The 22,628-nt window shown below is 30.2% G+C and carries 19 protein-coding genes and 5 pseudogenes; 1 reads left to right on the top strand and 23 read right to left on the bottom strand.

Annotated features, from left to right (window positions below; genetic code table 11):
* Nucleotides 1-206 precede the first annotated feature (206 nt).
* From THYS13_RS00115 to THYS13_RS13715, 22 genes and pseudogenes are all read right to left on the bottom strand, one after another.
* Nucleotides 207-1,156 (bottom strand): annotated as a pseudogene (locus tag THYS13_RS00115) (YveK family protein).
* 212 nt (nucleotides 1,157-1,368) lie between these two features.
* Nucleotides 1,369-2,442: pseudogene (locus THYS13_RS00110) on the bottom strand (mannose-1-phosphate guanylyltransferase).
* 36 nt (nucleotides 2,443-2,478) lie between these two features.
* Nucleotides 2,479-3,036 (bottom strand): dTDP-4-dehydrorhamnose 3,5-epimerase, encoded by a 558-nt coding sequence (rfbC, locus tag THYS13_RS00105; protein WP_042832594.1) that lies wholly within the window; start codon nucleotides 3,034-3,036, stop codon nucleotides 2,479-2,481.
* A complete protein-coding gene (rfbD, locus tag THYS13_RS00100) occupies nucleotides 3,023-3,934 on the bottom strand; it encodes a dTDP-4-dehydrorhamnose reductase (RefSeq protein ID WP_042832593.1) in 912 nt (303 codons plus the stop codon). The genes rfbC and rfbD overlap by 14 nt, the downstream gene beginning before the upstream one ends.
* Before the next feature lie 19 nt (nucleotides 3,935-3,953).
* Nucleotides 3,954-4,871 (bottom strand): glucose-1-phosphate thymidylyltransferase RfbA, encoded by a 918-nt coding sequence (rfbA, locus tag THYS13_RS00095; protein WP_042832592.1) that lies wholly within the window; start codon nucleotides 4,869-4,871, stop codon nucleotides 3,954-3,956.
* A gap of 12 nt (nucleotides 4,872-4,883) precedes the next feature.
* Complete coding sequence (gene rfbB, locus THYS13_RS00090) at nucleotides 4,884-5,936, bottom strand: dTDP-glucose 4,6-dehydratase (protein ID WP_042832591.1); 1,053 nt, start codon at nucleotides 5,934-5,936, stop codon at nucleotides 4,884-4,886.
* Nucleotides 5,937-5,978: 42 nt separating this feature from the next.
* Nucleotides 5,979-6,329 (bottom strand): annotated as a pseudogene (locus THYS13_RS00085) (GDP-mannose 4,6-dehydratase); the annotation flags it as partial.
* Nucleotides 6,329-6,490 (bottom strand): annotated as a pseudogene (locus THYS13_RS14860) (mannose-1-phosphate guanylyltransferase); the annotation flags it as partial. The pseudogenes THYS13_RS00085 and THYS13_RS14860, both read right to left, overlap by 1 nt.
* Before the next feature lie 188 nt (nucleotides 6,491-6,678).
* Nucleotides 6,679-8,058, bottom strand: coding sequence for a sugar transferase (locus tag THYS13_RS00080; protein WP_042832590.1), 1,380 nt, complete (start codon nucleotides 8,056-8,058; stop codon nucleotides 6,679-6,681).
* A gap of 141 nt (nucleotides 8,059-8,199) precedes the next feature.
* Nucleotides 8,200-9,273 carry a mannose-1-phosphate guanylyltransferase gene (locus THYS13_RS00075; RefSeq protein ID WP_042832589.1) on the bottom strand — a complete coding sequence of 358 codons (1,074 nt, stop codon included), beginning with the start codon at nucleotides 9,271-9,273 and terminating at the stop codon, nucleotides 8,200-8,202.
* 48 nt (nucleotides 9,274-9,321) lie between these two features.
* Nucleotides 9,322-10,434, bottom strand: a complete 1,113-nt coding sequence (locus tag THYS13_RS00070) for a glycosyltransferase (protein WP_042833891.1) — start codon at nucleotides 10,432-10,434, stop codon at nucleotides 9,322-9,324.
* 9 nt (nucleotides 10,435-10,443) lie between these two features.
* Nucleotides 10,444-10,929 carry a hypothetical protein gene (locus THYS13_RS00065; RefSeq protein WP_042832588.1) on the bottom strand — a complete coding sequence of 162 codons (486 nt, stop codon included), beginning with the start codon at nucleotides 10,927-10,929 and terminating at the stop codon, nucleotides 10,444-10,446.
* On the bottom strand, nucleotides 10,916-11,536 hold the full coding sequence (locus THYS13_RS00060; protein ID WP_161485920.1) for a glycosyltransferase family 1 protein: 621 nt from the start codon (nucleotides 11,534-11,536) through the stop codon (nucleotides 10,916-10,918). The genes THYS13_RS00065 and THYS13_RS00060 overlap by 14 nt, the downstream gene beginning before the upstream one ends.
* Nucleotides 11,537-11,625: 89 nt before the next feature.
* A complete protein-coding gene (locus tag THYS13_RS00055) occupies nucleotides 11,626-12,054 on the bottom strand; it encodes a hypothetical protein (protein ID WP_052210431.1) in 429 nt (142 codons plus the stop codon).
* A 13-nt stretch (nucleotides 12,055-12,067) separates the two neighbouring features.
* The gene (locus THYS13_RS00050) at nucleotides 12,068-13,216 is read right to left on the bottom strand and encodes a glycosyltransferase family 1 protein (RefSeq protein ID WP_042832587.1); all 1,149 of its coding nucleotides are present in this window, start codon (nucleotides 13,214-13,216) and stop codon (nucleotides 12,068-12,070) included.
* A 9-nt stretch (nucleotides 13,217-13,225) separates the two neighbouring features.
* Complete coding sequence (locus THYS13_RS00045) at nucleotides 13,226-14,533, bottom strand: ABC transporter ATP-binding protein (RefSeq protein WP_042832586.1); 1,308 nt, start codon at nucleotides 14,531-14,533, stop codon at nucleotides 13,226-13,228.
* A gap of 3 nt (nucleotides 14,534-14,536) precedes the next feature.
* Entirely contained in the window at nucleotides 14,537-15,310 is a 774-nt protein-coding gene (locus THYS13_RS00040) for an ABC transporter permease (protein WP_042832585.1), read from the bottom strand.
* A 9-nt stretch (nucleotides 15,311-15,319) separates the two neighbouring features.
* Nucleotides 15,320-16,270: a GDP-mannose 4,6-dehydratase gene (locus THYS13_RS00035; protein ID WP_042832583.1), complete on the bottom strand. Its 951-nt coding sequence runs from the start codon at nucleotides 16,268-16,270 to the stop codon at nucleotides 15,320-15,322.
* Between the two features lie 33 nt (nucleotides 16,271-16,303).
* On the bottom strand, nucleotides 16,304-17,272 hold the full coding sequence (gene gmd, locus THYS13_RS00030) for a GDP-mannose 4,6-dehydratase (protein WP_042832582.1): 969 nt from the start codon (nucleotides 17,270-17,272) through the stop codon (nucleotides 16,304-16,306).
* Between the two features lie 70 nt (nucleotides 17,273-17,342).
* The gene (locus THYS13_RS00025; protein WP_042832581.1) at nucleotides 17,343-18,578 is read right to left on the bottom strand and encodes a glycosyltransferase family 4 protein; all 1,236 of its coding nucleotides are present in this window, start codon (nucleotides 18,576-18,578) and stop codon (nucleotides 17,343-17,345) included.
* Nucleotides 18,575-19,660: a glycosyltransferase family 4 protein gene (locus tag THYS13_RS00020; RefSeq protein WP_042832580.1), complete on the bottom strand. Its 1,086-nt coding sequence runs from the start codon at nucleotides 19,658-19,660 to the stop codon at nucleotides 18,575-18,577. Before THYS13_RS00020 ends, THYS13_RS00025 begins: the two co-directional genes overlap by 4 nt.
* Nucleotides 19,660-21,096 carry a methyltransferase domain-containing protein gene (locus THYS13_RS13715; RefSeq protein WP_052210430.1) on the bottom strand — a complete coding sequence of 479 codons (1,437 nt, stop codon included), beginning with the start codon at nucleotides 21,094-21,096 and terminating at the stop codon, nucleotides 19,660-19,662. The genes THYS13_RS00020 and THYS13_RS13715 overlap by 1 nt, the downstream gene beginning before the upstream one ends.
* Nucleotides 21,097-21,540: 444 nt before the next feature.
* On the opposite strand from THYS13_RS13715, the pseudogene THYS13_RS00010 reads away from it, so the two are divergent.
* A pseudogene (locus THYS13_RS00010) lies at nucleotides 21,541-21,987 on the top strand (transposase); the annotation flags it as partial.
* 300 nt (nucleotides 21,988-22,287) lie between these two features.
* Here the strand turns inward: THYS13_RS00010 and THYS13_RS00005 are convergent.
* A partial coding sequence (locus THYS13_RS00005; RefSeq protein ID WP_042832579.1) for a DUF4351 domain-containing protein occupies nucleotides 22,288-22,628 on the bottom strand: 341 nt, incomplete at its 5' end.

Genomic DNA, 22,628 nt, shown 5'->3' with positions numbered 1-22,628 from the left:
TATTTAATCGCAAGTACCCATCTTGCTATTTTAATACCTATACTCCTATTTTATAAAATCTTATCAATCTGCTACAAAAATTGTACCATATTGTTATTTTAACATCTTATTTCCTAAAAACCAACACAAATATCAAAAATATTTCGACATATTTCGACAAAAATAAAAGAAGGATGATCCCTTCCTTTAAACTATAAATTTTCCTATTACTCTTTACTCTCTACAGCTCTTTTTGGCTCTGTATTTTTCCAATATTCCATAAAAAACACTATAAAAATACTGACCATAAGACCTAATATAAATGCTATAATTATATTCAATGATTTTTTAGGTGCTACTGGTTTATCAGGTATTAAAGCTTTGCTAGTTATAAGAATGCTTTGATTGCCAAGTTCCGATTCTTTAACCAATTCCAGCATATTATATTTTTCTAACATTATATCTCTTGTATTTTTCAGTAAATCCAACTGTTTTTGTTTCTGCTCAATTAAAAGCTTGTCTTGAGAATTTGTTTGAACTTTATTAAGTTCCGCTGTTGCCTCTTTTATTTTATCATTTTGGAGAGTTATAAGTTTGTTCAAATTTCGATTAATTTATCTGTCTACCTGTTATTCCTCTAAATGATATAAGTCCGAAAATTTTGGGCTATTGTATCTGCAATTTTTGCCGCAAGCTTTGGATTATTTTCTTTTACAGTTACTGTTATAAGATTTGTATTATTAACGACAGAAACTGAAATTTGCTTTTTTAAATTTTCTACTGTGTACTTCTGAGGATCTAATCCTAATTGCTTTACAGTATTCATAAGGACAATAGGATTAGTAACCTCTTCTTTAAATGTTTCAACTGACATATCAGGATACTTCAAAAGAGAAGATAACAGCAAAGATAAGTCTTTTTCTATACTGTCACTTTGTACTGTTGGAAGATTTGAATCTTTTCCCGGAAGAATAACCGTAGTATTCGAACCAAAAAAGCCTGTTGCAGGTGTTACATCTGTAACTGACAAAGTTGTAGTTGCTTCATAGGTAGGTTTTATTACAAAAAAACTAAGAACCGCTGCTACTAAAGTTGCAGCAAGAGTAATGGCAATGATTATTTTTTTATTTTTTAATATTATATCAATAAGCTCTCTCAATGAAATTTCTTCTTCCATTTTTATTCTCCTTATTATATAAGTCTTTCATGTCCGTTTAGAAAATTGTTTTTAAAATATTTTCAATAATTTCCCGATATTTCTAATTTTTAAACCTCTTAATTCTATTTTTTCACTTATTATTCTATTACTTACACAAATTCACATCCACAGCCATAGAAAAGTTTAAAATAAATAAAAACTCTATTTTATTAGTGTATAATTTTAAATCCTTATAAATACTCCCTCTTTTTCTCTTTCAATTCCTTCAATATCTCTTTCACATTCTGTGCCTTATCTTTTGAGCAAATTAAAAGGGCATCCTCTGTATCAACTATAATTACATCTTCTATACCAAGTGTTGCAATGAGTTTTTCACTGCCTGTTATGATACATTCCTTTGTATCTATAGCTACTACATTGCCTCTTATTACATTCCCATTTTCATCTTTTTCGTATAATCTCTCTATAGAAGTCCAGCTTCCTACATCATCCCAACCAAAATCTCCTGGCACTACATATACATTTTTTGCTTTTTCCATTACGCCGTAATCTATTGATATGCTTTCAAGCTTTGAATATTCTTCATATAATACTTTTTCTATATCATCTGAATCAAAGTTTTTCCTTATATTCTCCAATGCTTTATGTAATTCAGGCATGTAATTTTCTATAGCCCTTAATATTGAAGATGTCTTCCATATAAACATGCCACTATTCCAAAGATAATCTCCGCTTTCTACATATCTTACTGCTAACTCATAACCAGGTTTTTCTACAAATTTCTCTACCTTATGTATGGGATTCCCATTTATTATCTCTTTTGTCATCTTCCTAAATTTTATATAACCATATCCTGTTTCAGGACGTGTAGGTTTTATACCTATTGTCACAAGATTATCCCCTGCTTTTGCTTTTTTTATTGCTGTTTTTAATATATCAATATACGTCTCTTCATCTTTTATAACGTGGTCAGAAGGTACAACAACCATTATAGACTCTTTATCAAGCCTTTCTGTGTGCAGTGCTGCCAGGCCAATACATGCGGCTGTATTTTTTGCCATAGGCTCTATTAAAATATTTTTTGTTGGCAAGTCAGGAATTTGGTCACTAATTATTCTAGCATAATCTATATTAGTAACAACAAAGATATTTTCTACAGGCATAATTCTCTTGAGCCTGTCCACAGTCTATTGAATCATTGTTTTATCTCCATAAAGATTCAAAAACTGCTTAGGCATCTTTATCCTGCTTTTAGGCCAAAACCTTTCGCCTTTGCCACCTGCCATAATAACGCCCGTTATCATTTGAATCATCCTTTACCTAATATTTTTTACACACTTTTATGTCCATTCCTCCAAATCTCTTAATCTCGGCCATTTTTTATCCTTTTCAGATAAAATTACTTCTTCAATACCCTCCAATGGCCACTGTATATTTATATCAGGGTCATTCCATATTATCCCACCTTCATCATTAGGATAATAAAAATCGGTACATTTATAAAAAAACTCTGCTTCATCAGACAAAACTAAAAAACCATGTGCAAACCCCTCTGGAATATAAAACTGCCTTTTGTTTTTGTCAGACAAAATAACCCCTACCCACTTTCCATAAGTTTTGGAGTTTTTTCTTAAATCAACTGCTACATCAAAAACTTCTCCCTTTAAAACTCTCACCAGTTTGCCCTGCGGATGTTTCTTCTGAAAATGCAATCCCCTTAAAACTCCCTTTTTGGACTTTGACTGATTATCCTGGACAAACACTGCATCAATCCCTGCTGCTTTGAAATCTCTGTAATTGTAAGATTCCATAAAATATCCTCTATTATCTTCAAAAACTCCCGTCTCTATTATGTACAGTCCTTCTATTTCCGTTTCTATAAACTTAAACTTTCCCATACAAATCCTCCTGCTCCGTATTCTTCAAATCTTCAATAAAAGCTTTTAACGCATCCTCCCAATTTCTCATTTCATCTCCAATAGTACATCTTAACATCATATTATCCAGAGAGGAGTAAAAAGGTCTTTTGGCAGGCCTATTTATCTTATCAGAAGTAATAGGAACTACAGTGCAATTTATTCCTGCGTATTCTACAATTTTACAGGCAAAATCATACCAACTGCATTCGCCTTTTCCTGTACAATGGTATATCCCATATTCTTCAGTAAGTACCAGTTTCAAAATGTGATGGGCTAAATCTTCCGTATTTGTCGGATTGCCCTTTTGATCATTTACAACTTCTAAATAACCCTTCTCCTTTGCTGCTTTTAGGATAGTGTACACAAAGTTTTTTCCGTATTTCCCATAGAGCCATGCTGTCCTTACTATGAAGTACCTATCGCAAAACTCTCTTACGTACTGTTCCCCAAGAAGTTTTGTTTTCCCATATACATTTATTGGTTGTGGAATATCATATTCTCTAAAATGGATATCTCCTATTCCATTAAAAACATAATCTGTGGACACATGTAATAATTTTGCTCTAATTCTCTGAGCCGCTATTGCTAGATTCCTTGGTCCTATAGCATTTACCTTGAAGGCAGTATCAATATCGCTCTCACATTTATCTACATTAGTATAAGCTGCGCAATTTATTATAATATCTGGTCTATACTCCTCCACAAATCTTAAAACACTTTTTAAATTAGTAATATCAAGCTCATCATGAGATGTATACTTTATTACAGCCTCTTTATATATGGGGTCTATTTCTCCAATCTCACTTCTACCTCTTTCTATAATTGAGCGAAGTTGCAAAGCTAATTGCCCTCTAGCTCCCGTAATAAGTAACCTCATTCTGCCAAATCAACTCCTTTTAATAAAAGATCTCACTTGTAGCTGCTACTTCTTTAATTGCATCATTTCCCTCTTCATTTATTAATTTTAAAAGATATTTTCCATATTCAACTTTTTTTAAAGGTTCAGCAAGTCTCAATAGCTGTTCCTTATCTATAAAACCCTTCCTATAAGCAATCTCTTCAATGCAAGCAATATACAGTCCCTGTCTCGTTTGAACTGCTTCAACAAAATTAGCAGCATTTAAAAGCCCACTTGGGGTACCTGTGTCAAACCATGCCATCCCTCTACCCAATAATTCAACTTTGAGTTTTCCTCTCTTTAGATACTCATTATTAACTGAGGTAATCTCAAGTTCTCCTCTTGCGGAGGGCTCAATACTTTTGGCTATTTCAATCACTTCATTATCGTAAAAATAAAGTCCAGGTACAGCATAATTGGACTTGGGATGTTTTGGTTTTTCTTCAATTGATATAACATTAAAGTTTTCATCAAATTCTACAACACCATAATCACTCGGGTTACTCACATAATAGCCAAATATAGTAGCTCCTTCTTTTCTGCTTGCTGCTCTTTCAAGTCTTTCAGTAAATCCATAGCCATAAAAAATGTTATCGCCCAATATAAGAGCAACGTTGTCTTTGCCAATAAAATCTTCTCCAATGATAAAGGCTTCAGCTATACCACGAGGTGCCTCCTGTACAGCATATTCAAAGTGTAACCCTAACTGGCTTCCATCTCCCAGAAGCTCTTTAAAGGTGTGTATGTCCCTAGGAGTAGATATAATCAGTATTTTTTTAATTCCTGCAAGCATAAGAGCAGACAAAGGATAATATATCATTGGCTTATCATAGATAGGCAAAATTTGCTTTGATATGGCTTTTGTTATAGGATAAAGCCTTGTACCTGACCCACCTGCTAAAATTATACCTTTCATTTGCATTTCCCCCTATCTATTGGAATACATTTTTTCGTAATATTTCTGATACTCTCCAGACGTAACATTTTTAAGCCATTCTCTGTTTTGAAGATACCATTCTATCGTTTTTTTAATGCCGTCCTCAAATTTAGTTTCAGGATACCATCCCAACTCTTCCTTAATTTTTGTCGCATCAATAGCATATCTTCTATCATGTCCCTTTCTATCCGCTACATATGTAATCAAGCTTTCATCCACAGTTGGATCAACATTGTCGTGAATATATGAAATAATTAATTTCACTATCTCTATATTTGTCTTTTCATTATTGCCACCAATATTGTACACTTCTCCTACTCTTCCTTTATGAAGAACCAAATCTATTGCTTTATAATGGTCTTCCACATAAAGCCAGTCTCTTACATTAAGCCCATCTCCATAAACAGGAAGAGGTTTTTTATTTAAACAATTATTTATCATTAACGGTATCAATTTTTCAGGAAATTGATATGGTCCATAATTGTTTGAACATCTTGTTATATTTACAGGCATTTTATATGTATCATAGTAAGTTTTAACTATTAAATCAGCCGCTGCTTTACTTGATGAATATGGACTGTGAGGGTCAAGTGGTGTAATTTCTGTAAAATAGCCTGTCTCACCAAGAGAACCATAAACTTCATCTGTTGAAATTTGGAGAAATTTTTTCCCCTCTTTAAACCCATCTCCTTGCTCCCATGCTTTTTTTGCTGCATTAAGTAAAGTTACTGTTCCAAGGACATTAGTTTTTACAAATATTTCAGGATCCATAATACTTCTGTCTACATGAGACTCTGCTGCAAAATTGACTACATAATCAATATCCTGTGAAAATATCTCTTCTACAAGTTCTTTATCACATATGTCTCCCTTGATAAAAGTATAGTTAGGATTATCTTCTACATCTTTCAAATTCTCTAGATTTCCTGCATATGTAAGTTTATCAAGGTTTATAATTTTGTAGTCTTTATACTTTGAAAGCATATACTTGATAAAATTACTTCCTATAAATCCTGCCCCACCTGTAACTAGTATTGTCTTCATATTTCCATCCTTTCTTTGTTATTATAATCAACTGTAAATATATTAAAGCAATTTCAACCCTACATATTTCCTTCTGTAATACTCAATTGTCTCTCTTAAACCATCTTCCAAATTATACTCAAGTCTCCACCCAAGCACATCCAATGCTTTTTTATTATCAAGATAACTATGCACTATATCTCCTTTTCGAGGCTCTGTATAAATAGGCTTTAAAGAGGTATTTATGATTTTATTCATTATCTCAACAAGCTCATTTATACTGGTAGGTTTATTCGTGCTTATATTTACAGCCTCATTATCTCCCTTTTCCAATGCCAGAAGATTGGTTTTAGCCACATCTTCCACATAAACAAAATCCCTTGTTTGGTTTTCATTCCCAAAAATAATAGGTCTATTTCTTTCACATTCTGCGCTTTATCCTTTGAACAAATTAAAATAGCATCCTCGGTATCAACAATTATTACATCTTCTATACCCAATGTCGCAATAAGCCTTTCGTTACCAGTTATTATGCATTTCTTTGTATCTACACTTATGACATTTCCTTCTAATACCTAATTATTTGCCTCATACTTTTCAATTAATTTTTTAGAAACTGCGTATAAAATCTAATAAAAATGCAAAAGATAAATAAAAAAGGAATGTGAAAATATGCTTAATAAAAAATTTTACAAAGGTCTTTTAAATGGTCTGTTCTACAGTACCATCTTGTGGATTCTTATTTTTCTATTTATCAAATTTATCAATACGCACCATTTCTTTTAAGAACTGCAGGGATAGTTTTAAAAAGAATATTTATGTCAAGCCATAAGTTCCAATTCATTATATAATGCATGTCCATTTTAATCCTTTCTTCATAATCAACATCATTCCTACCACTAACCTGCCATAAACCTGTTACTCCAGGCAAAACTCTCAACAAATATTTCCCATGTTCTTTATACATGTTTATTTCTTCTAACACAATAGGCCTTGGCCCAACTAAACTCATGTCACCTTTTATTACATTAAAAAGTTGTGGCAATTCATCTAGACTTGTTTTTCTAAGAAATTTTCCTATCTTTGTCAACCTTGGGTCATTCTTTAGTTTAAACGTTTTTTCATATTCTTCTCTTAACTCCGGATTTTCAGCTAGAATCCTTTCTAACACTTCCTGAGCATTTACTACCATTGTTCGGAACTTATAAACATCTATTAATTTACCGTTCAGCCCTAATCTTTTATGTTTAAATAAAATAGGTCCAGGAGAAGTTACTTTTATCAAAATCGAAATTAAAATTAATAATGGAGACAAAATTATGATCAGTAAAAGCGAAAGAGTAAAATCCATCAATCTCTTTAATCTGGCAGTTGGACCACTAATTAAAACATCTTTAATCTTTAATACTGGAATATCTTTTATAAATAAAATTTCTACAGGATAATCCATTAAATTAATCGCATTTCCAAAAGTATAGATACTTATATATCTTGAAAGGCAATAGTCTATAATTCTTTCAACATTATCTACCTTTGAAGTGATAATAACTGCTTTTATATCTTTTTCACTCAGTATCTTTTCTAAATCTCTAATATCACCTATATAATCAAAATCTTTATTGTCAGTAGCTTTTCCATCTATGACACCAATTATATTTAATCCAAACTCATGTTTACTGTTTATATCCTTTAATAAGTGCTCACTAAAAGGTTGAATTTCACCAATTACTATTGTATTTATCAATCCTTTTCCTCTGCTATGATCTATTTTTCTAAGATATAAAACTATATACTTTCCAATGACCTGAAATATAAATGATAATATGATAAAATAGCCCAGTGTCAACCTTGAAAAAATAGTATTTTTTATTGAATAAGATATTATAATATACAACGAAGTAGAGTATATTAATCCTTCAAATATAATACTTACCTGCTCAAGTACACTACTGAAATTTTTTTCATATATACCCTTAAAATACAGAACTAATAAATCTATAACCATAATAATTAAAAAGGAATAGATATACCATTCGATATCAATATGTGTAAAAATAAAATTAAAACGCAAAAACAGGGAAAAAACAAAAGAAAGTAATAGCGCAAATGCATCTATTACTAAATTTAAAATCTTATATTCCATACATTATACACCTTCACTTTAAATCAAAAGTTCAAGATATGTTTTTAGTCCTTCTTCCCAGTTCCTCATTTCGTAATTAAATCTCAATTTTAAAATATAATTTCTTATATTTTTAGCAAATCAGGTAAAATTTTTGCGACATTACAAATATTCTGCATTTTTCTTTTTAAGTTCTTTTAACACCTCTTTTACATCCTGTGCTTTGTCCTTTGAACAAATTAGAAGTGCATCTTCAGTGTCAACTATAATTACATCTTCTATCCCTAATGTCGCAATAAGCCTTTCGTTACCAGTTATTATGCATTTCTTTGTATCTACACTTACTACATTGCCTTTTATGACATTGCCATTATCATCTTTTTCATAAAGCCTTTCAATAGAAGTCCAGCTCCCCACGTCGTCCCAACCAAAATCTCCTGGGACTACATATACATTTTTTGCTTTTTCCATTATGCCGTAATCTATTGATATACTTTCAAGTTTTGAGTATTCATTGTATAATACTTCTTCTATATCATCTGCATTAAAGTTTTTACTTATATTTTCCAACGCTTTGTGTAAATTAGGCATGTATTCGCGTATAGCATTTAATATTGATGATGTCTTCCATATAAACATCCCACTATTCCAAAGATAATCTCCACTTTCTACATATCTTACTGCTGTATCGTAATTAGGCTTTTCTACAAATTTTTCTACTTTATGTATGGGATTTTTATTTATTATTTCTTTTGTTATCTTTTTGAAGTTTATGTAACCATATCCTGTTTCAGGATGTGTGGGCTTTATACCTATTGTCACAAGATTATCTCCTGATTTTGCTTTTTCTATTGCTGTTTTTAATACTTCAATATATGTTTCTTCATCTTTTATAACGTGATCAGAAGGAACAACAACCATTATAGAATCTTTATCAAGCCTTTCTGTATGAAGTGCTGCCAGGCCAATACATGCAGCAGTATTTTTAGCCATAGGCTCTATTAAAATATTTTCTGTTGGTAAATCAGGTATTTGATCACTAATTATTCCTGCATAATCTATATTAGTCACAACAAAAATATTCTCTATAGGCATGATTCTCTTCAGTCTATCCACTGTTTGTTGAATCATTGTTTTATCTCCATACAAATTCAAAAACTGCTTCGGCATTTTTATCCTGCTTTTAGGCCAAAATCTTTCGCCTTTGCCACCCGCCATAATAACACCTGTTATCATTTGCTTACCACCATCCCATTATCTAGTTGTTTATAATAAGAATTACCTTTATCCTTCACTATAAAATTTTTTCCTATAACATTCATCAATAAAATCTTTTATTTCTCTCGTAAATCTCTCAATGCTAAACTTTTCTGCATGCTTTCTTATAGCTTTGCTATCAAATTTATCGATATTTTTTTCAAAAACTTTAACAGCATTGATAAGATTTTCTATACTTTGTTCTTTGAATAATACACCTGTCTTTCCATCAATAACAGAATCAAGAATTCCTCCTTCGCCATATGCAATAACAGGTCTTCCACATGCTTGCGCCTCAACAGGAGTAATTCCAAAATCTTCAAGACCCGGAAAAATAAAAGCTTTGCAACGTCTTAATAATTCTCTTGCTTCTTCATCACTTACATAGCCTAAAAACTCTATATTAGATTTTGCAATTTTTTTTAACTCTTTTAATTCAGGACCAACTCCAGCAATTTTTAATTTAAGTCCTAATTGATTAAAAGCTTTCACTGCCAAATCAATTCTCTTATAAGGAACCAGTCTCGAAATAACCAAATAATAATTGTCAATATTTTTTTCGTTTTCCATTGTAAAAAAATGTGTATCTACAGGAGGAAAAATAACTTTGCTATCTCTCATATAATATTTTTTTATCCTTTTAGCAACAAAGTTAGAATTAGCTATAAAATAATCAACTCTATCTGCACTTAATTTATCCCACATCCTCAACTTATGCAGATTTGCAATCACGTACCATTTAATGATTGGATTAAAATTTTCTATATATTCATGATACATATCCCATAAATATCTTGGAGGAGTATGGCAATAACATATATTTAGAGTTTTAACCGGTGTTATTACACCTTTAGCACAACATGAAGAAGAAGTTATTACAACATCATATTCAGAAAAATCAAATTGTTCAAAAACATAAGGCATCAGCGGCAAAAATAACTGATGCTTTTTGTTTCCTAATGGCAAATGTTGAATAAAAGATGTTTTTATATTTATATTTTCAAATTCTTTAGGCATTTTTGAGGGATTATAAGACATAGTATAAATCGGAGCTTCTTTATATAAACGATGTAAAGCCAAAACTACTTTTTCTGCTCCTCCAATATTAGTAAGCCAATCATGCACAATTGCCAATTTCAAATTTTTCACCTACTTTACTTCTAAAATTACTTTTAATGTTGGTGAACCTTTTTCAGAAAACCAAGTTATACCCTCTCTTACCAGGTCAAATTCCAAAATATAACTACCTTTTTTATTAGGAACTTTTAATTGTGGAGAAATATCCACGAAATATTTATAGGGTATTTCTCCTGGAATTGGGAAACGTTCATTATCAAATTTAAGTAATTTACCACTTTCATCAAATAAATGATATGATAAATTAACTGGGTTAGTACCACTGCTATTCCATACAAGTGAACCCTCATTAACAAGTCGTATTTTAACAACTATCATTTGCCCCGCATTAGCGATAATTTTATCTGTTTGAGTTATCATTTTTGCTTTATATTCAACAGGAACTTGTTTTGATAAATCCGTATAATAGCTACTTGCAATATGAGCATTGTATATTAAGATTAATGCAGCCAAAATAGGCGATACAACAAAAATAAATATTTTTTTACTTAGATCCATTTTTCAAGCCTCCAACTTTTAAATATAAATCCAAAGTCTCCGTAGCGCACTTTTCCCAAGAAAATTTACTCGCCTGTTTTATAGATTTTTCTCTTAACAAATTATTTAAGTTTCTATCACTCACAACTCTGTAAATCTTATTGGCGATATCATCTACATCAAAAGGATTCACTAACATAGCAGCATCACCCACAACTTCGGGAAGCGAAGTAACATTTGATACTACTACAGGACAACCACAAGCCATTGCTTCAAGCGGTGGTATTCCAAAACCTTCATATATTGAAGGATAAACAAATACATCTGCGTTATTATATAGATACAGTATTTCTAAATTACTAATATAGTCTGTAAATATAACTCTATCTTCAATGTTTAACTCTCTAACGAGTCGATGTATATTATCATACCTCCAACCTTTTTTCCCTACAATAACTAATTGATGTACTACTAAATTGCTAATTTTATGGAAGGCTTTAATTAAATTATCTAAATTTTTACGCGGTTCGACAGTTCCTACAAAAAGTATATATCTATTTTTTATTCCATATTTGTTTTTTATTTTACCTATTATATGTTGATCTTGCGCATCTAATTTTTTATACATATCATTATAGCCAAGATAAATAGTGTATACCTTATCAGTAATATTAAACATCTTTTGGATAGATTTTCTTGTCCAATTAGAATCGCAAATTATCGCGGTTGCACTTTTAATAGCACTTTTTGTAATAATTCTTTTAAATAACGCCTTACTAATATTAAAAAATTTTTCTCATAAAAAGATAAATCATGTATGGTTATAATATATGGAATTTCATTATGCAATACTGGTACTAAATAATCTATATAGTGTACAAAGTCTATTTTATCTCTTTTTAAAACAGACGACATTTTTATTTGTTGGTAATAAATACGTTGTTTATTTGACTTGAAATTACCGATTATTTTTATGTTAACATTATTAACTCCTTTAAAAAAATTTTTTGATTTCTCTTGAATATACACAGTCACATTTAAACTTTGATTTAAAACTTTGTCAATTGAATTTATAAAATTAATTCCATACCATCCTATACCTGTAGGTTTCTCATCTATCGTTAACGCATCAATACCAATATTCATATTCCCTCCAAAATTATTCAAATTCTTTATATATATTGATCATTTTTTTGGCTGCTGATTCCCATGTAAATTCTTTTGCTCTATTAATGGACTTTTGCTTTAAATCTTCTCTCAAATTATTATCGCAATATATACGGTACATAGCATCACTTATTTCTTCTATATTAAGCGGATTCACCAATATCCCAGCATTACCAACAACTTCAGGAAATGAAGATGTATTTGAGACGATAACCGGACAACCACAAGACATTGCCTCAAGGGGAGGAATGCCAAACCCCTCATATAGTGATGGGAAAACAAAACTTATTGCATTACTATATAAGGCAGGCATATCTTCAATAGGTACATACCCTAAAAACAAAACGTCATTTTCAAGTCTTAATTCTTTTACTGTTTTAAATATTTCATCATACATCCATCCTTTTTTCCCGCCGATAACTAATATCACATCATGATTGGCTTTTTTTAAAATATTATTAAATGCTCTTACTATGCTTCTAATGTTTTTTCTGGGTTCAAGTGTCCCAATGTATAAAAAGTAAGGTTTCTCTATTTTATATTTACTTAATATTTTCTTACCGTCAATAGGTTTATAAAAGTTTGTATCAACTCCACAGGGAACAATTCTAATCTTATTCGCAGGTACCTTCAAATACTCAATAATTTCTTTTCTAGTATTGTTAGAAATAGTTACAATTATATCTGCTCTTTCACATGAACGAGCTAATTCTTTTTCCAACCTTTTGTAATTAGCTTTTGTCATCGTATTAGGATGAACTTTATAAACCATATCATAAACAGTATTTATTACATACCCATCAATTTTATGCGGAATAACAAAGTTAAAAAAACAATATAAATTACTTTTGGAATTAAACATATAATTATACGTAAACGGTAAATAATCCCATATTCTTCTATATACCCCATATGGTATTAATTTAATTAGTTTATACTTACTATTTGGGTAAATCTTTTCTAACATCTCTTTTACTTCTGTGTTATTTCTTCTTCCCAAAAAATCAAATCCCAAAAATTCAAAATTATACTTTTTTATCTCATTATTCAATGCCATATATTTAATTATATTGTAGGTATACCATCCAACTCCAGTCTTATGTGAATCTAATATTGGTAAAATATCTATTGAAATATCCATAATACACCCCTAATTAATTTCCCAATAATGTTCTAATTTTGCAATTCCTACATCTTTTATCTCTGAAAATACTTCAAAAAATAACCTTGATTTTTGATAATCATATGGGGTACCATTTTCCATATGACATGCAACATCAAGAGAATATCTACCTTCTATTAAATTTAATTTATTTATTTTACAAATAACATATCCCTTATCATTAATTTTAAATTTACTTACTTTATCAATATAAGTATTTGTTCCATAACAAGAGATATTATCAGAATTAAAAATTCCTATACCAAAACACACATCGTCAATTTCATTAGGATTTTCAGCATTACATTTATACCATATCTTTATAGTACATTCATCACCACTTTTAAAAACATATGTTTCTTTATTCTTAGTATCATATAGCTTAACATCAACAATTTCTATAAGTCTATTACCCCATCTGTTTTCATTTTCCTTTTTACTTTTATCACTATTTTCACTTATATATACCTCAGTTTCCTTTTCGTCACTACAATCAATATGTATTTTCTCATTTTCAGCTAATTTAGCCGCAATTTCAATATTTTCCTTTTCAATAATTTTTCCGCTTATTTTAGCTATACTTTCAAGATACATATCTACTGTACGCTTAGGTTCACCTATGGCTTTTATGTTCCCATTATCGATCCATATTACCCTATCACAGATTTTTTGTATTGACCCTAAATCATGTGAAACAATCACTATAGTTGTTCCTTTATTTTTAAATTCCCTAATCTTATTAAAACATTTCTTTTGAAAATTTTCATCTCCTACGGCCAATATTTCATCTATAAGTAGTATATCGGGATCTATATTTATTGCTATAGAAAATGCAAGCCTCATATACATACCAGAAGAATATGTCCTTACGGGATTATCTATAAATTCCTCTAACTCAGAAAATTCAATTATATCATTAATCCTATTTTCAATTTCCTTTTTTGAAAATCCAAATATTGAGGCATTGATGTATATATTTTCTCTACCAGTAAAATCTGGATGAAATCCTGCACCCAGTTCAAGTAAACTCGACACCTTTCCCCGCGTTACTATTTCACCTTTGTCGGGATAAATAATCTTTGATATTAACTTTAGAAGGGTACTTTTTCCTGAACCATTTTCACCTATTAAACCTACTGTTTCACCTTCCTCAATATTAAAAGAGATACTTTCAAGTGCCTTAAATATTTCATACTTCCTACTTCTAATAAACAATAATTTCTCCTTTAATGTAGTGGGCTTATCATGATATATTTTAAATGACTTTGACACATTCCTTACTTCAATTGCATACATAATTCATATCTCCTCTGCAAATCCTCTCTGAAGTTTATCAAAAACAGCAAATGCAAATATAAGAATAAAGATAGATGAGAGTAAAGATAGTAAAATTATTTTTACATTGGGCCATAAACCATAAAACAAAACATCTCTAAAAGGCAAAATTATTGATGTCATTGGATTAATAAAGAATAACTTTGTATATTTTGCTGGAACCATATTTATGGGATATATAATTGGTGTTAAATAAAACCAAGCCATTGTAACAATTCCAAGAATATGCTCTAAATCCCTAAAGTAAACATTTAATGCAGAAAACAAAAAACTCAATCCTAACACAAAAACGAACTCGTTAAGTATTATTAAAGGTAACATGATTATTGAAATACCAACCTGTATTTTAAATATTATAAGCGCTAAAAAAACTACAGCAAATCCAAAGAGCATATTAACAAGACCAGCTATGGCTACAGATAATGGAAGTATAGCTCTTGGAAAATAAATCTTTTTAATCAGATTACTGTTAGATATAATTACATTTGTACTTTGAAGAATAGTTGTAGAAAAATATATCCACGGCAATAATGTTACAAACAAAAACATTGCATAATTATCTATGTTTATTCTCATTATGGTAGAAAACAGAACATAATAAACAAACAATTGTAAAAGTGGATTAATAAAAGTCCAAAGAAAACCTAAAAACGAACCTTTATACCTTGTCCTTAAATCTCTTTTTACCATACTAAATAGCATTTCACGATAATCGTATATTTCCCGTATGTTTGTCATATCTTATTCCTACCTTTTTAGTTTATTAATCCAATATTGATAAGTATCATATAAAGTTTGTTCAAAAGGTATTTGGGGACTCCAGCCTACTTCCGCCTTAATTTTATCTATTGATGCCTCTACTATAGGAACATCTGAAGGCCTCATTTTAGATAAATCCTGAACCACCTTAATTTCTTTAGAACAAAACCTTATCAAATTATTTAAAATTTCTTTTATTTCTCTTGATTTCCCTGAACCTACATTATAAACTTCACCGGACCTGCCTTTATTAACAATCATCTCATATGCTCTCACTACATCTCTTACATCAGTAAAATCTCTTTTCGCTTCGAGATTTCCCACATATATCACTGGCTCTTTCATACCTAATTCTATTTCTGCAATTTGTTTTGCAAAGTCCGGGACAACAAAACCCAATTGTTGTCCTGGACCAATATGATTAAATGCTCTAACTAAATATATTTTAAGACTGTACGCTTTATAATACAATTGTGCTATCATTTCTTGTGCTACTTTACTTATTCCATAAGGATTTTCAGGTACCAATTTTTGTGTTTCCTTAACAGGAATGTCTTCAGGGTGTATTTTCCCGTATTCCTCACTTGAACCTACAATGAGTATTTTAGAATCCATTGAAATTTTTCTAACTGCTTCTAAAACGTTCACCGCCCCTAGTATATTAACCTCCATTATTTTTGCAGGGTCTCTCCATGAAAGTGCAACTGAACTTATTGCTGCAAGATGAAATATGTAATGAGGCATAACATCTTTTATAACACTTTCACAAGCATATGAATTCATAATATCTAATTTATAAAACTTTATATTATTCGACGTTGTATTAGTATCTCCATTTTTGGAATGTGTTGTGGCATACACCTCATAACCTTTATCGATTAAATATTTGCACAAATACTCTCCAACAAACCCACTGGCTCCAATAACTAACGCTCTCATGATATTATATCACCTTCAAATCAAAAATTAATATTAAAATTTATTATCCCGTACTCTTTTCAAATCCGCTTCGACCATCATATAAACTAACTCTTTAAATGACACCTCTGGTTTCCAGTTAAGTTTTCTTCTCGCTTTCTCAGGATTTCCAAGTAATAAATCAACTTCCGCTGGCCTTATAAACTTAGGATCAATAACAACATAATCCTCCCAATTTAATCCTACATACTCAAAAGCCAATTGCACAAATTCTCTGACAGTATGAGTTTCTCCTGAAGCAATTACATAATCATCTGGCTCATCCTGTTGAAGCATAAGCCACATAGCTTTCACATAATCACCTGCATATCCCCAATCTCTTTTTGCATCAAGATTACCTAATCTTAATTCTTTTTGTAATCCATATTTTATATGAGCAACCGCATTCGTAATTTTTCTTGTCACAAATTCCAAACCTCTTCGTGGTGATTCATGATTAAATAAAATACCGCAACATGTAAACATATTGTAACTTTCTCTATAATTTATAGTAATCCAGTGTCCGTATAATTTTGCAACTCCATAAGGGCTCCTTGGATAAAAAGGCGTTTTTTCAGTTTGAGGAACTTCCTGAACTTTACCAAACATTTCAGATGTAGAAGCTTGATAAAACCTCGTATCAGGTTTAACAATTCTTATTGCTTCTAATATATTTGCAACTCCTAAAGCATTAACTTTGGCTGTCAATATAGGTTGTTCCCATGAGGTTTGAACAAAAGACTGTGCTGCCAGATTATAAACCTCATCTGGCTGTGCAATTTCAATAGCTCTTATAAGCGAGGGCAAATCTTCCATATCAGCGTATACAAATTCAATATAATCTTTCAAGTGCTCAGAACAACCATAGTTTAAATTACTTGCCCTTCTTCTTAAACCATATACCTTATAACCCTTTTCAAGTAGAAGTTCAGATAAATATGATGCATCCTGTCCTGTTATTCCTGTAATTAATGCTTTTTTCATTTGCTATACCTCCACTAAATTTAATGATTATAATTATAATTAGTTTTAAAACAAATTATTACATTTTTGTTTATTCGAACTCATTTAAGATTTTTAGCAAATTTTCTTTATATTTTGTCCATTCATAATTATCAAGAAAATATTTTCTGCCCTCCTCTTTCATTTTAATATTCAAATCAGTATCATTCAATAACTTATTTATTGCATTTTTGAAATCATTGTAGTTTCTATAGGTAAAACCTGCCTTTGAACGATTTACATGTCCAGTTAATACATCACAAGCACCATTTACAATAACAGGTACTCCTACCATAAATGATTCTAAAACTACTATTGATAATGATTCATATGGACTTGGTAATACTAAAGCTAATGCCTCAGACATTAATTTATACTTTTCTTCTTCACTTACAAATCCTATTATTTCAATGCCATGTTTTTTATCCGATTTTAAATCCATTGCCAATTTTCCAATAAGTTTTAGTTTAATTTTCGAATTCGGATATTCTTTCTTATACTTTGCAAAATTTTCTATTAAATCATTAATTCCTTTGGCTGGATCTATTCTACCAGCATAAATCAAATATTTTTCTTTCAAATCTTCATTATTACTATTTAAATTTAAATATTTATATCCCTTATCTTCAATTCCATATTTAACAACATAACCATTTAAATTACCCCAAAGACTTTGAGCCAATTTTTTTTCTTCTGGTGTTAAAAAAAATAATTTACAATTTCTGTATTTTTTCCAAATGGGTAAATAAGCATGTGCTTCATCATGCAAAGTTGGAAAAACTATAATTTTCTTTTTATCATTAATACAATCAACGCCAAAATAAGTTGTGGGGTATAAATATGTAAAAAAAATTATGAAATCAAATTTATCTTCATTTAGAGTCAAATAATTATATAACTTACTTGAATATGGACCTTGCCATTTGATAAGTTCTTCTTGAAAGCTTATAGGTATAGAATTAGTATTTTTTCTCCATAACATTTTTTCTGCATCAGAATATCTATAGAAATTTTCGGTATTAATTCCATTTAAAAATATGCGATTTAATTCATGAAAATATTGCGTTCTCTCAAAATCCGGCTCAAATCGAACTACTTTTACATCATTTTCAAAACTCTCTCCTTCTTCATAATAATTTTCCCAACTAATATAATCTTTTGCAGTTGTTGTTACTACAGTAATATCATACTCTGATTTTAAGACCTTAGCAAATTCCGCTGCAAGTGTTTCTGCACCTCCTAATACCTCTTTCCCATATCTTTGGACAACTAACGCAATTTGCTTCATATCCTTAACACTCCTGTTATTGTATTTAAGAATTTTTCTTTAATTAATGAATTTTTAAACCGTGTATTATAATTCTCTTTGCCATATTTAGATAACTCAATACAGTACTCATTATTATTTAACAAAACCTCTATTGCAGCGGCAAATCTTTCATAATCAATTTCATCAAATAAAAGTTGATTTTTCCCTAATGTCTCACCAACGGCAGCTCTATTTAACGCTATAATAGGTACTCCCAAAGATTGAGCTTCAAGAATTGGAACACAAAATCCTTCATGCTCACTCAAAATTAAAAAAACATTAGCACTTAGATAGTAACTTTTGAGTTCACTTATACTAACTTTCCCTGGAAATAAAACTACATCAGATATTGAATTGTCATTAATATACCGATTTATCATATCATAATATTTCCCCAGGCGGAGATCCTCCCTACCAACCCATATAAAATATACTTTTTTGCCAAATAAATCAACATACTTTTTCGCTGTTCGTACAAAATGAAGTAAACCTTTGTTAGGTACTTTTCTCCCTACAAATAAAACTATCGGCCTGTGTTGTCCAATCAGTTTATCTAATGTAACTATATCTGCTTGAATAGACAATAATTCATCTACATGATTAAATGGTGCAATAACTTCAATTAATTCTTTTGGAACCTTATAATTCAAAAGTTCTTGAGCATTATAAAATGAAGCTGGAATAAAATATGAAAAATATTTTATCAATCTCAATGTTTGCTTTCTGCCTTTATCAACTAAATCCGTTAATTCGTCATTATATGCCCTAAAAAAATCTGGAGGAGTTATATTATGATATCGCATTATTCGGAATTTTCCACGGTGATCTTTAAGTAATGTTTCACCTTTATCCCATAATATCCCATGGTGATATATAAGTACTTCGGAATTTTTTGCAGTATCAAAATCACATAAATATTGAGCAAACTGGGGTTCGTAATGTTCTGCAAATATAAATACTTCAAACCCATTACTTTTTAATAAATTATATTCACTAATGACATCATTTCCTATCGCATCTCCAGATGACAAACTTGGGAGAGTTATAACTATTGATTTCATTACCGCCACCCCTTTACAGCATAATCTTGTGCTCCAAATAATAGTGAATTCAATTTATTAACATTTTCATCACTGCCACTAAGTTTCATTTCATCAGGGACAAATGAGGAGAATACAATATCTACATTTTTAAATCCTACAATTTCTAAGAGGAAACGTAGCGTCTGGGGTGGTATAGGTTTTTTATGTGTCAAATCTAAATAAAAATTCTTTAGCGAAAATAAACTCTCTACATTTACAGTTTCAAGTATAATTACTCCACCCGGTTTAAGCTTAACAAGAGCAGTTTGAACAAGTTGCCATAGCTGTTGTTGCGTTAAATGTTCTACCACCTGAAAAGCAGTAAATGCACAAATGCTTTCATCTGGCAAGGAAGATAAATAATTAAAACCATCTGTTATCTCAACATCTAATCCTTTATCAAGAGAACGTTTTGCCATACTCTCATTTATATCAACCCCTTTTGCAGGAATTCCTGCTTCTTTACAAAGTTCCAAAAATTCTCCTCTTCCACATCCAAAGTCAAGCACAAATCCCCCACAAGCTGAATAAGCTTTTTTTACATCTGGTATATATATAGACTGTCGTTGTTTTATCAATTCTTCAGACCCTCTAAATTGTTGTTCAAATAAATTATAAAATAACTCAATATCTGTAAACTCTTTAGCAAAAGTACTTGTTTCTGTTCTATCAAATTCCGAAAATTTTTGAGGTAATTTACCAGTATTAACATATTGCAATGCTACTGCAAGTTTGGCTCGTAATAACGCAGATTCTGATCTATAATCTTCTATTTGTTTTTTCAAATTATTAATTTCATTATAAATATCGATTTTATATGTATTTAAACTTTCTTTTAATTCATTAATATCTTCTTTTATATCCAATTCAAGATCATTTTGTATATTTTTTTTGATTAAATTAATCTCTGAAATACACTCATTTAATTGTTCTTGCAAGCCATTGATTTTAGAATCATGATTATCCTTTCTAACATTGGCTTTTTCTATTTCATTTAATCTCCTCTCAAATTTCAAAATGGTTTCTTCAAGTGATGAGAAATTCTTCTCTATATCTTCTTTTAATGTACTGACCTGTAAAACATTCTTATTCACTATACTTGTTATAATGGAATTAAAACTGCTTATCTTTAAAAACAGAGGTTCATAAAGCCAAAAAGTACTCTTTCTAATAGCCCTTTTAAATAATGTTATTAAGGGGCCTATAAAACGTTTATGTGAGGTAACAGGGATCTGATTTATATCTACTTGGGATTGTGATACAGCCTGGTTTAATTCCCATTTTATTCCTTCTGTTAAATTATCCGTTGATTGAAATCTGTTAAAAAATTCCTCTCCTTTATACCCAAGCTTCCTTTTCGCTTTCAAAATCTCTTCAATATCTCTTTTAATTGAATCAATAACTGAGTCTCCCATCAACCTTCTCCTTTCCTCTTCTTCATAAAATATTATAATTACACGCTTATCAAATAATTTCTTCTGGTAATTTATGTAGCTCAATATGCCAAATTACTTTAATTTTATCCATTTTATCTTCTTTTATTTTATCTCTTATTTTTCTAAAACATCTGGTATTTAACTTCAATAATAATTAAGAAAATTTTCTGGTTTGCCTGGTATACGAAAAATAAATTCGGTATTTTATTAATATTATCTATTTCGTATCTGTAATCTTTTATCTTCTTAACTATAGACTTGTACAAAAATAGTTTTGAAAGGCTTCATTTAAGCCATTCTACAGATATACTTTTTTCCTATCACTCTTGAATTTTTTATCTTTTATGTAGGATTTCCCCTCCCATTTGTCGAATTATTATATATACAGCATGAAAATATTTCTTAAGGAGGAGGAAATCCTACATGTACCAGCTTCAATTACTTTTAAATATACCTGAACTCTTTACTTCTCTGTCTAAAATTGATTTCTATTCTTCTATGTTTAAAAATCTAGACTTGTCTTCAATACCTGAATTCCCTTCCTCTAGTCCTGGCCGTAAGGGTTATTCTCATCATGCAATGTTTAGAGCTTTTATTGTTATGCAAGCTGAAAGATTCGGTACAATTTCTGACCTTTTAGATTATCTCCGCAATAATCTTATCATTGCTCATCTTTGTGGCTTCAATATTTTTAAACCTCTTCCTTCTTATTGGACTTTCCGCCGTTTTATTAATGAGTTCTATCATGATTATTTAACTACTATCTTTCAAAATCAAGTCAATATCCTCAAAAATATGGGCATTATCTCTGGTGAGTTTATTTCCATGGACTCTACCCCTATTAAAGCTAATACTAAGTTAAATAACCCTATTCTTAACCATGTAATTTATAAATCGAATAATTTAGAATACATCTTGATTAATGATATAACTCATAACAATATACTTTTTCTCGATATAAAAAATTTTCTCATTATTTTTAGTATTAAGAAAATATATCTGAAATAAATTTTATTTTATATTTTCTTAATTCCTTTAAAATTTATTAAAATCTTCTTCATTGTTATTTTTAATCCCATCCATTATGCATAAATCATCCTCTCCCAATTATACTAAATTATGATTTCGTACAATTAGTCCATTATTACGCCAAAAAATAAAAGACCATGCCTATAAAACTAATTTAATATACTTCTTTAAGTCATCTAATTTTTCAATTTTCAAAATATCTCTTGCTAAAGCAAGTAATGCTTTGTCATCTAACTTTTCAAGTCCATTTATATATTCAAAAGGTATATCTTTAAACTTTTCTTTCAATTGTTCAAGTAGCACCATTCGTATTCCTTCTATTTTTCCTTCTATTTTTCCTTCTATTTTTCCTTCTTTTCTAGTTTTTTTAAATTCCTCTTTTAAACTACGTTCTAAATTGGAAATCATTTTTTCCACCCCCTCACTCTTTTCGAATATTTTCTTTACCTCTTCTCTTTTGCCTTCGGGTAGAAATCTGAATA

It is taken from the genome of Thermoanaerobacter sp. YS13 (genome assembly GCF_000806225.2).
Lineage (GTDB): Bacteria > Bacillota > Thermoanaerobacteria > Thermoanaerobacterales > Thermoanaerobacteraceae > Thermoanaerobacter > Thermoanaerobacter uzonensis.
The sequence above is the reverse complement of the archived record's forward strand: the minus strand, read 5'-3'. Positions and strand labels throughout refer to the sequence as shown.

What these genes read in the sequence shown, in the direction of transcription:
- rfbC (WP_042832594.1), bottom strand. Translation starts at nt 3,036, where the DNA reads ATGGGAAAGTTTAAGTTTATAGAAACGGAAATAGAAGGACTGTACATA.
- rfbD (WP_042832593.1), bottom strand. Translation starts at nt 3,934, where the DNA reads ATGAGGTTACTTATTACGGGAGCTAGAGGGCAATTAGCTTTGCAACTT.
- rfbA (WP_042832592.1), bottom strand. Translation starts at nt 4,871, where the DNA reads ATGAAAGGTATAATTTTAGCAGGTGGGTCAGGTACAAGGCTTTATCCT.
- rfbB (WP_042832591.1), bottom strand. Translation starts at nt 5,936, where the DNA reads ATGAAGACAATACTAGTTACAGGTGGGGCAGGATTTATAGGAAGTAAT.
- THYS13_RS00080 (WP_042832590.1), bottom strand. Translation starts at nt 8,058, where the DNA reads ATGGAATATAAGATTTTAAATTTAGTAATAGATGCATTTGCGCTATTA.
- THYS13_RS00075 (WP_042832589.1), bottom strand. Translation starts at nt 9,273, where the DNA reads ATGATAACAGGTGTTATTATGGCGGGTGGCAAAGGCGAAAGATTTTGG.
- THYS13_RS00065 (WP_042832588.1), bottom strand. Translation starts at nt 10,929, where the DNA reads ATGGATCTAAGTAAAAAAATATTTATTTTTGTTGTATCGCCTATTTTG.
- THYS13_RS00060 (WP_161485920.1), bottom strand. Translation starts at nt 11,536, where the DNA reads ATGTATAAAAAATTAGATGCGCAAGATCAACATATAATAGGTAAAATA.
- THYS13_RS00055 (WP_052210431.1), bottom strand. Translation starts at nt 12,054, where the DNA reads ATGAATATTGGTATTGATGCGTTAACGATAGATGAGAAACCTACAGGT.
- THYS13_RS00050 (WP_042832587.1), bottom strand. Translation starts at nt 13,216, where the DNA reads ATGGATATTTCAATAGATATTTTACCAATATTAGATTCACATAAGACT.
- THYS13_RS00045 (WP_042832586.1), bottom strand. Translation starts at nt 14,533, where the DNA reads ATGTATGCAATTGAAGTAAGGAATGTGTCAAAGTCATTTAAAATATAT.
- THYS13_RS00040 (WP_042832585.1), bottom strand. Translation starts at nt 15,310, where the DNA reads ATGACAAACATACGGGAAATATACGATTATCGTGAAATGCTATTTAGT.
- THYS13_RS00035 (WP_042832583.1), bottom strand. Translation starts at nt 16,270, where the DNA reads ATGAGAGCGTTAGTTATTGGAGCCAGTGGGTTTGTTGGAGAGTATTTG.
- gmd (WP_042832582.1), bottom strand. Translation starts at nt 17,272, where the DNA reads ATGAAAAAAGCATTAATTACAGGAATAACAGGACAGGATGCATCATAT.
- THYS13_RS00025 (WP_042832581.1), bottom strand. Translation starts at nt 18,578, where the DNA reads ATGAAGCAAATTGCGTTAGTTGTCCAAAGATATGGGAAAGAGGTATTA.
- THYS13_RS00020 (WP_042832580.1), bottom strand. Translation starts at nt 19,660, where the DNA reads ATGAAATCAATAGTTATAACTCTCCCAAGTTTGTCATCTGGAGATGCG.
- THYS13_RS13715 (WP_052210430.1), bottom strand. Translation starts at nt 21,096, where the DNA reads ATGGGAGACTCAGTTATTGATTCAATTAAAAGAGATATTGAAGAGATT.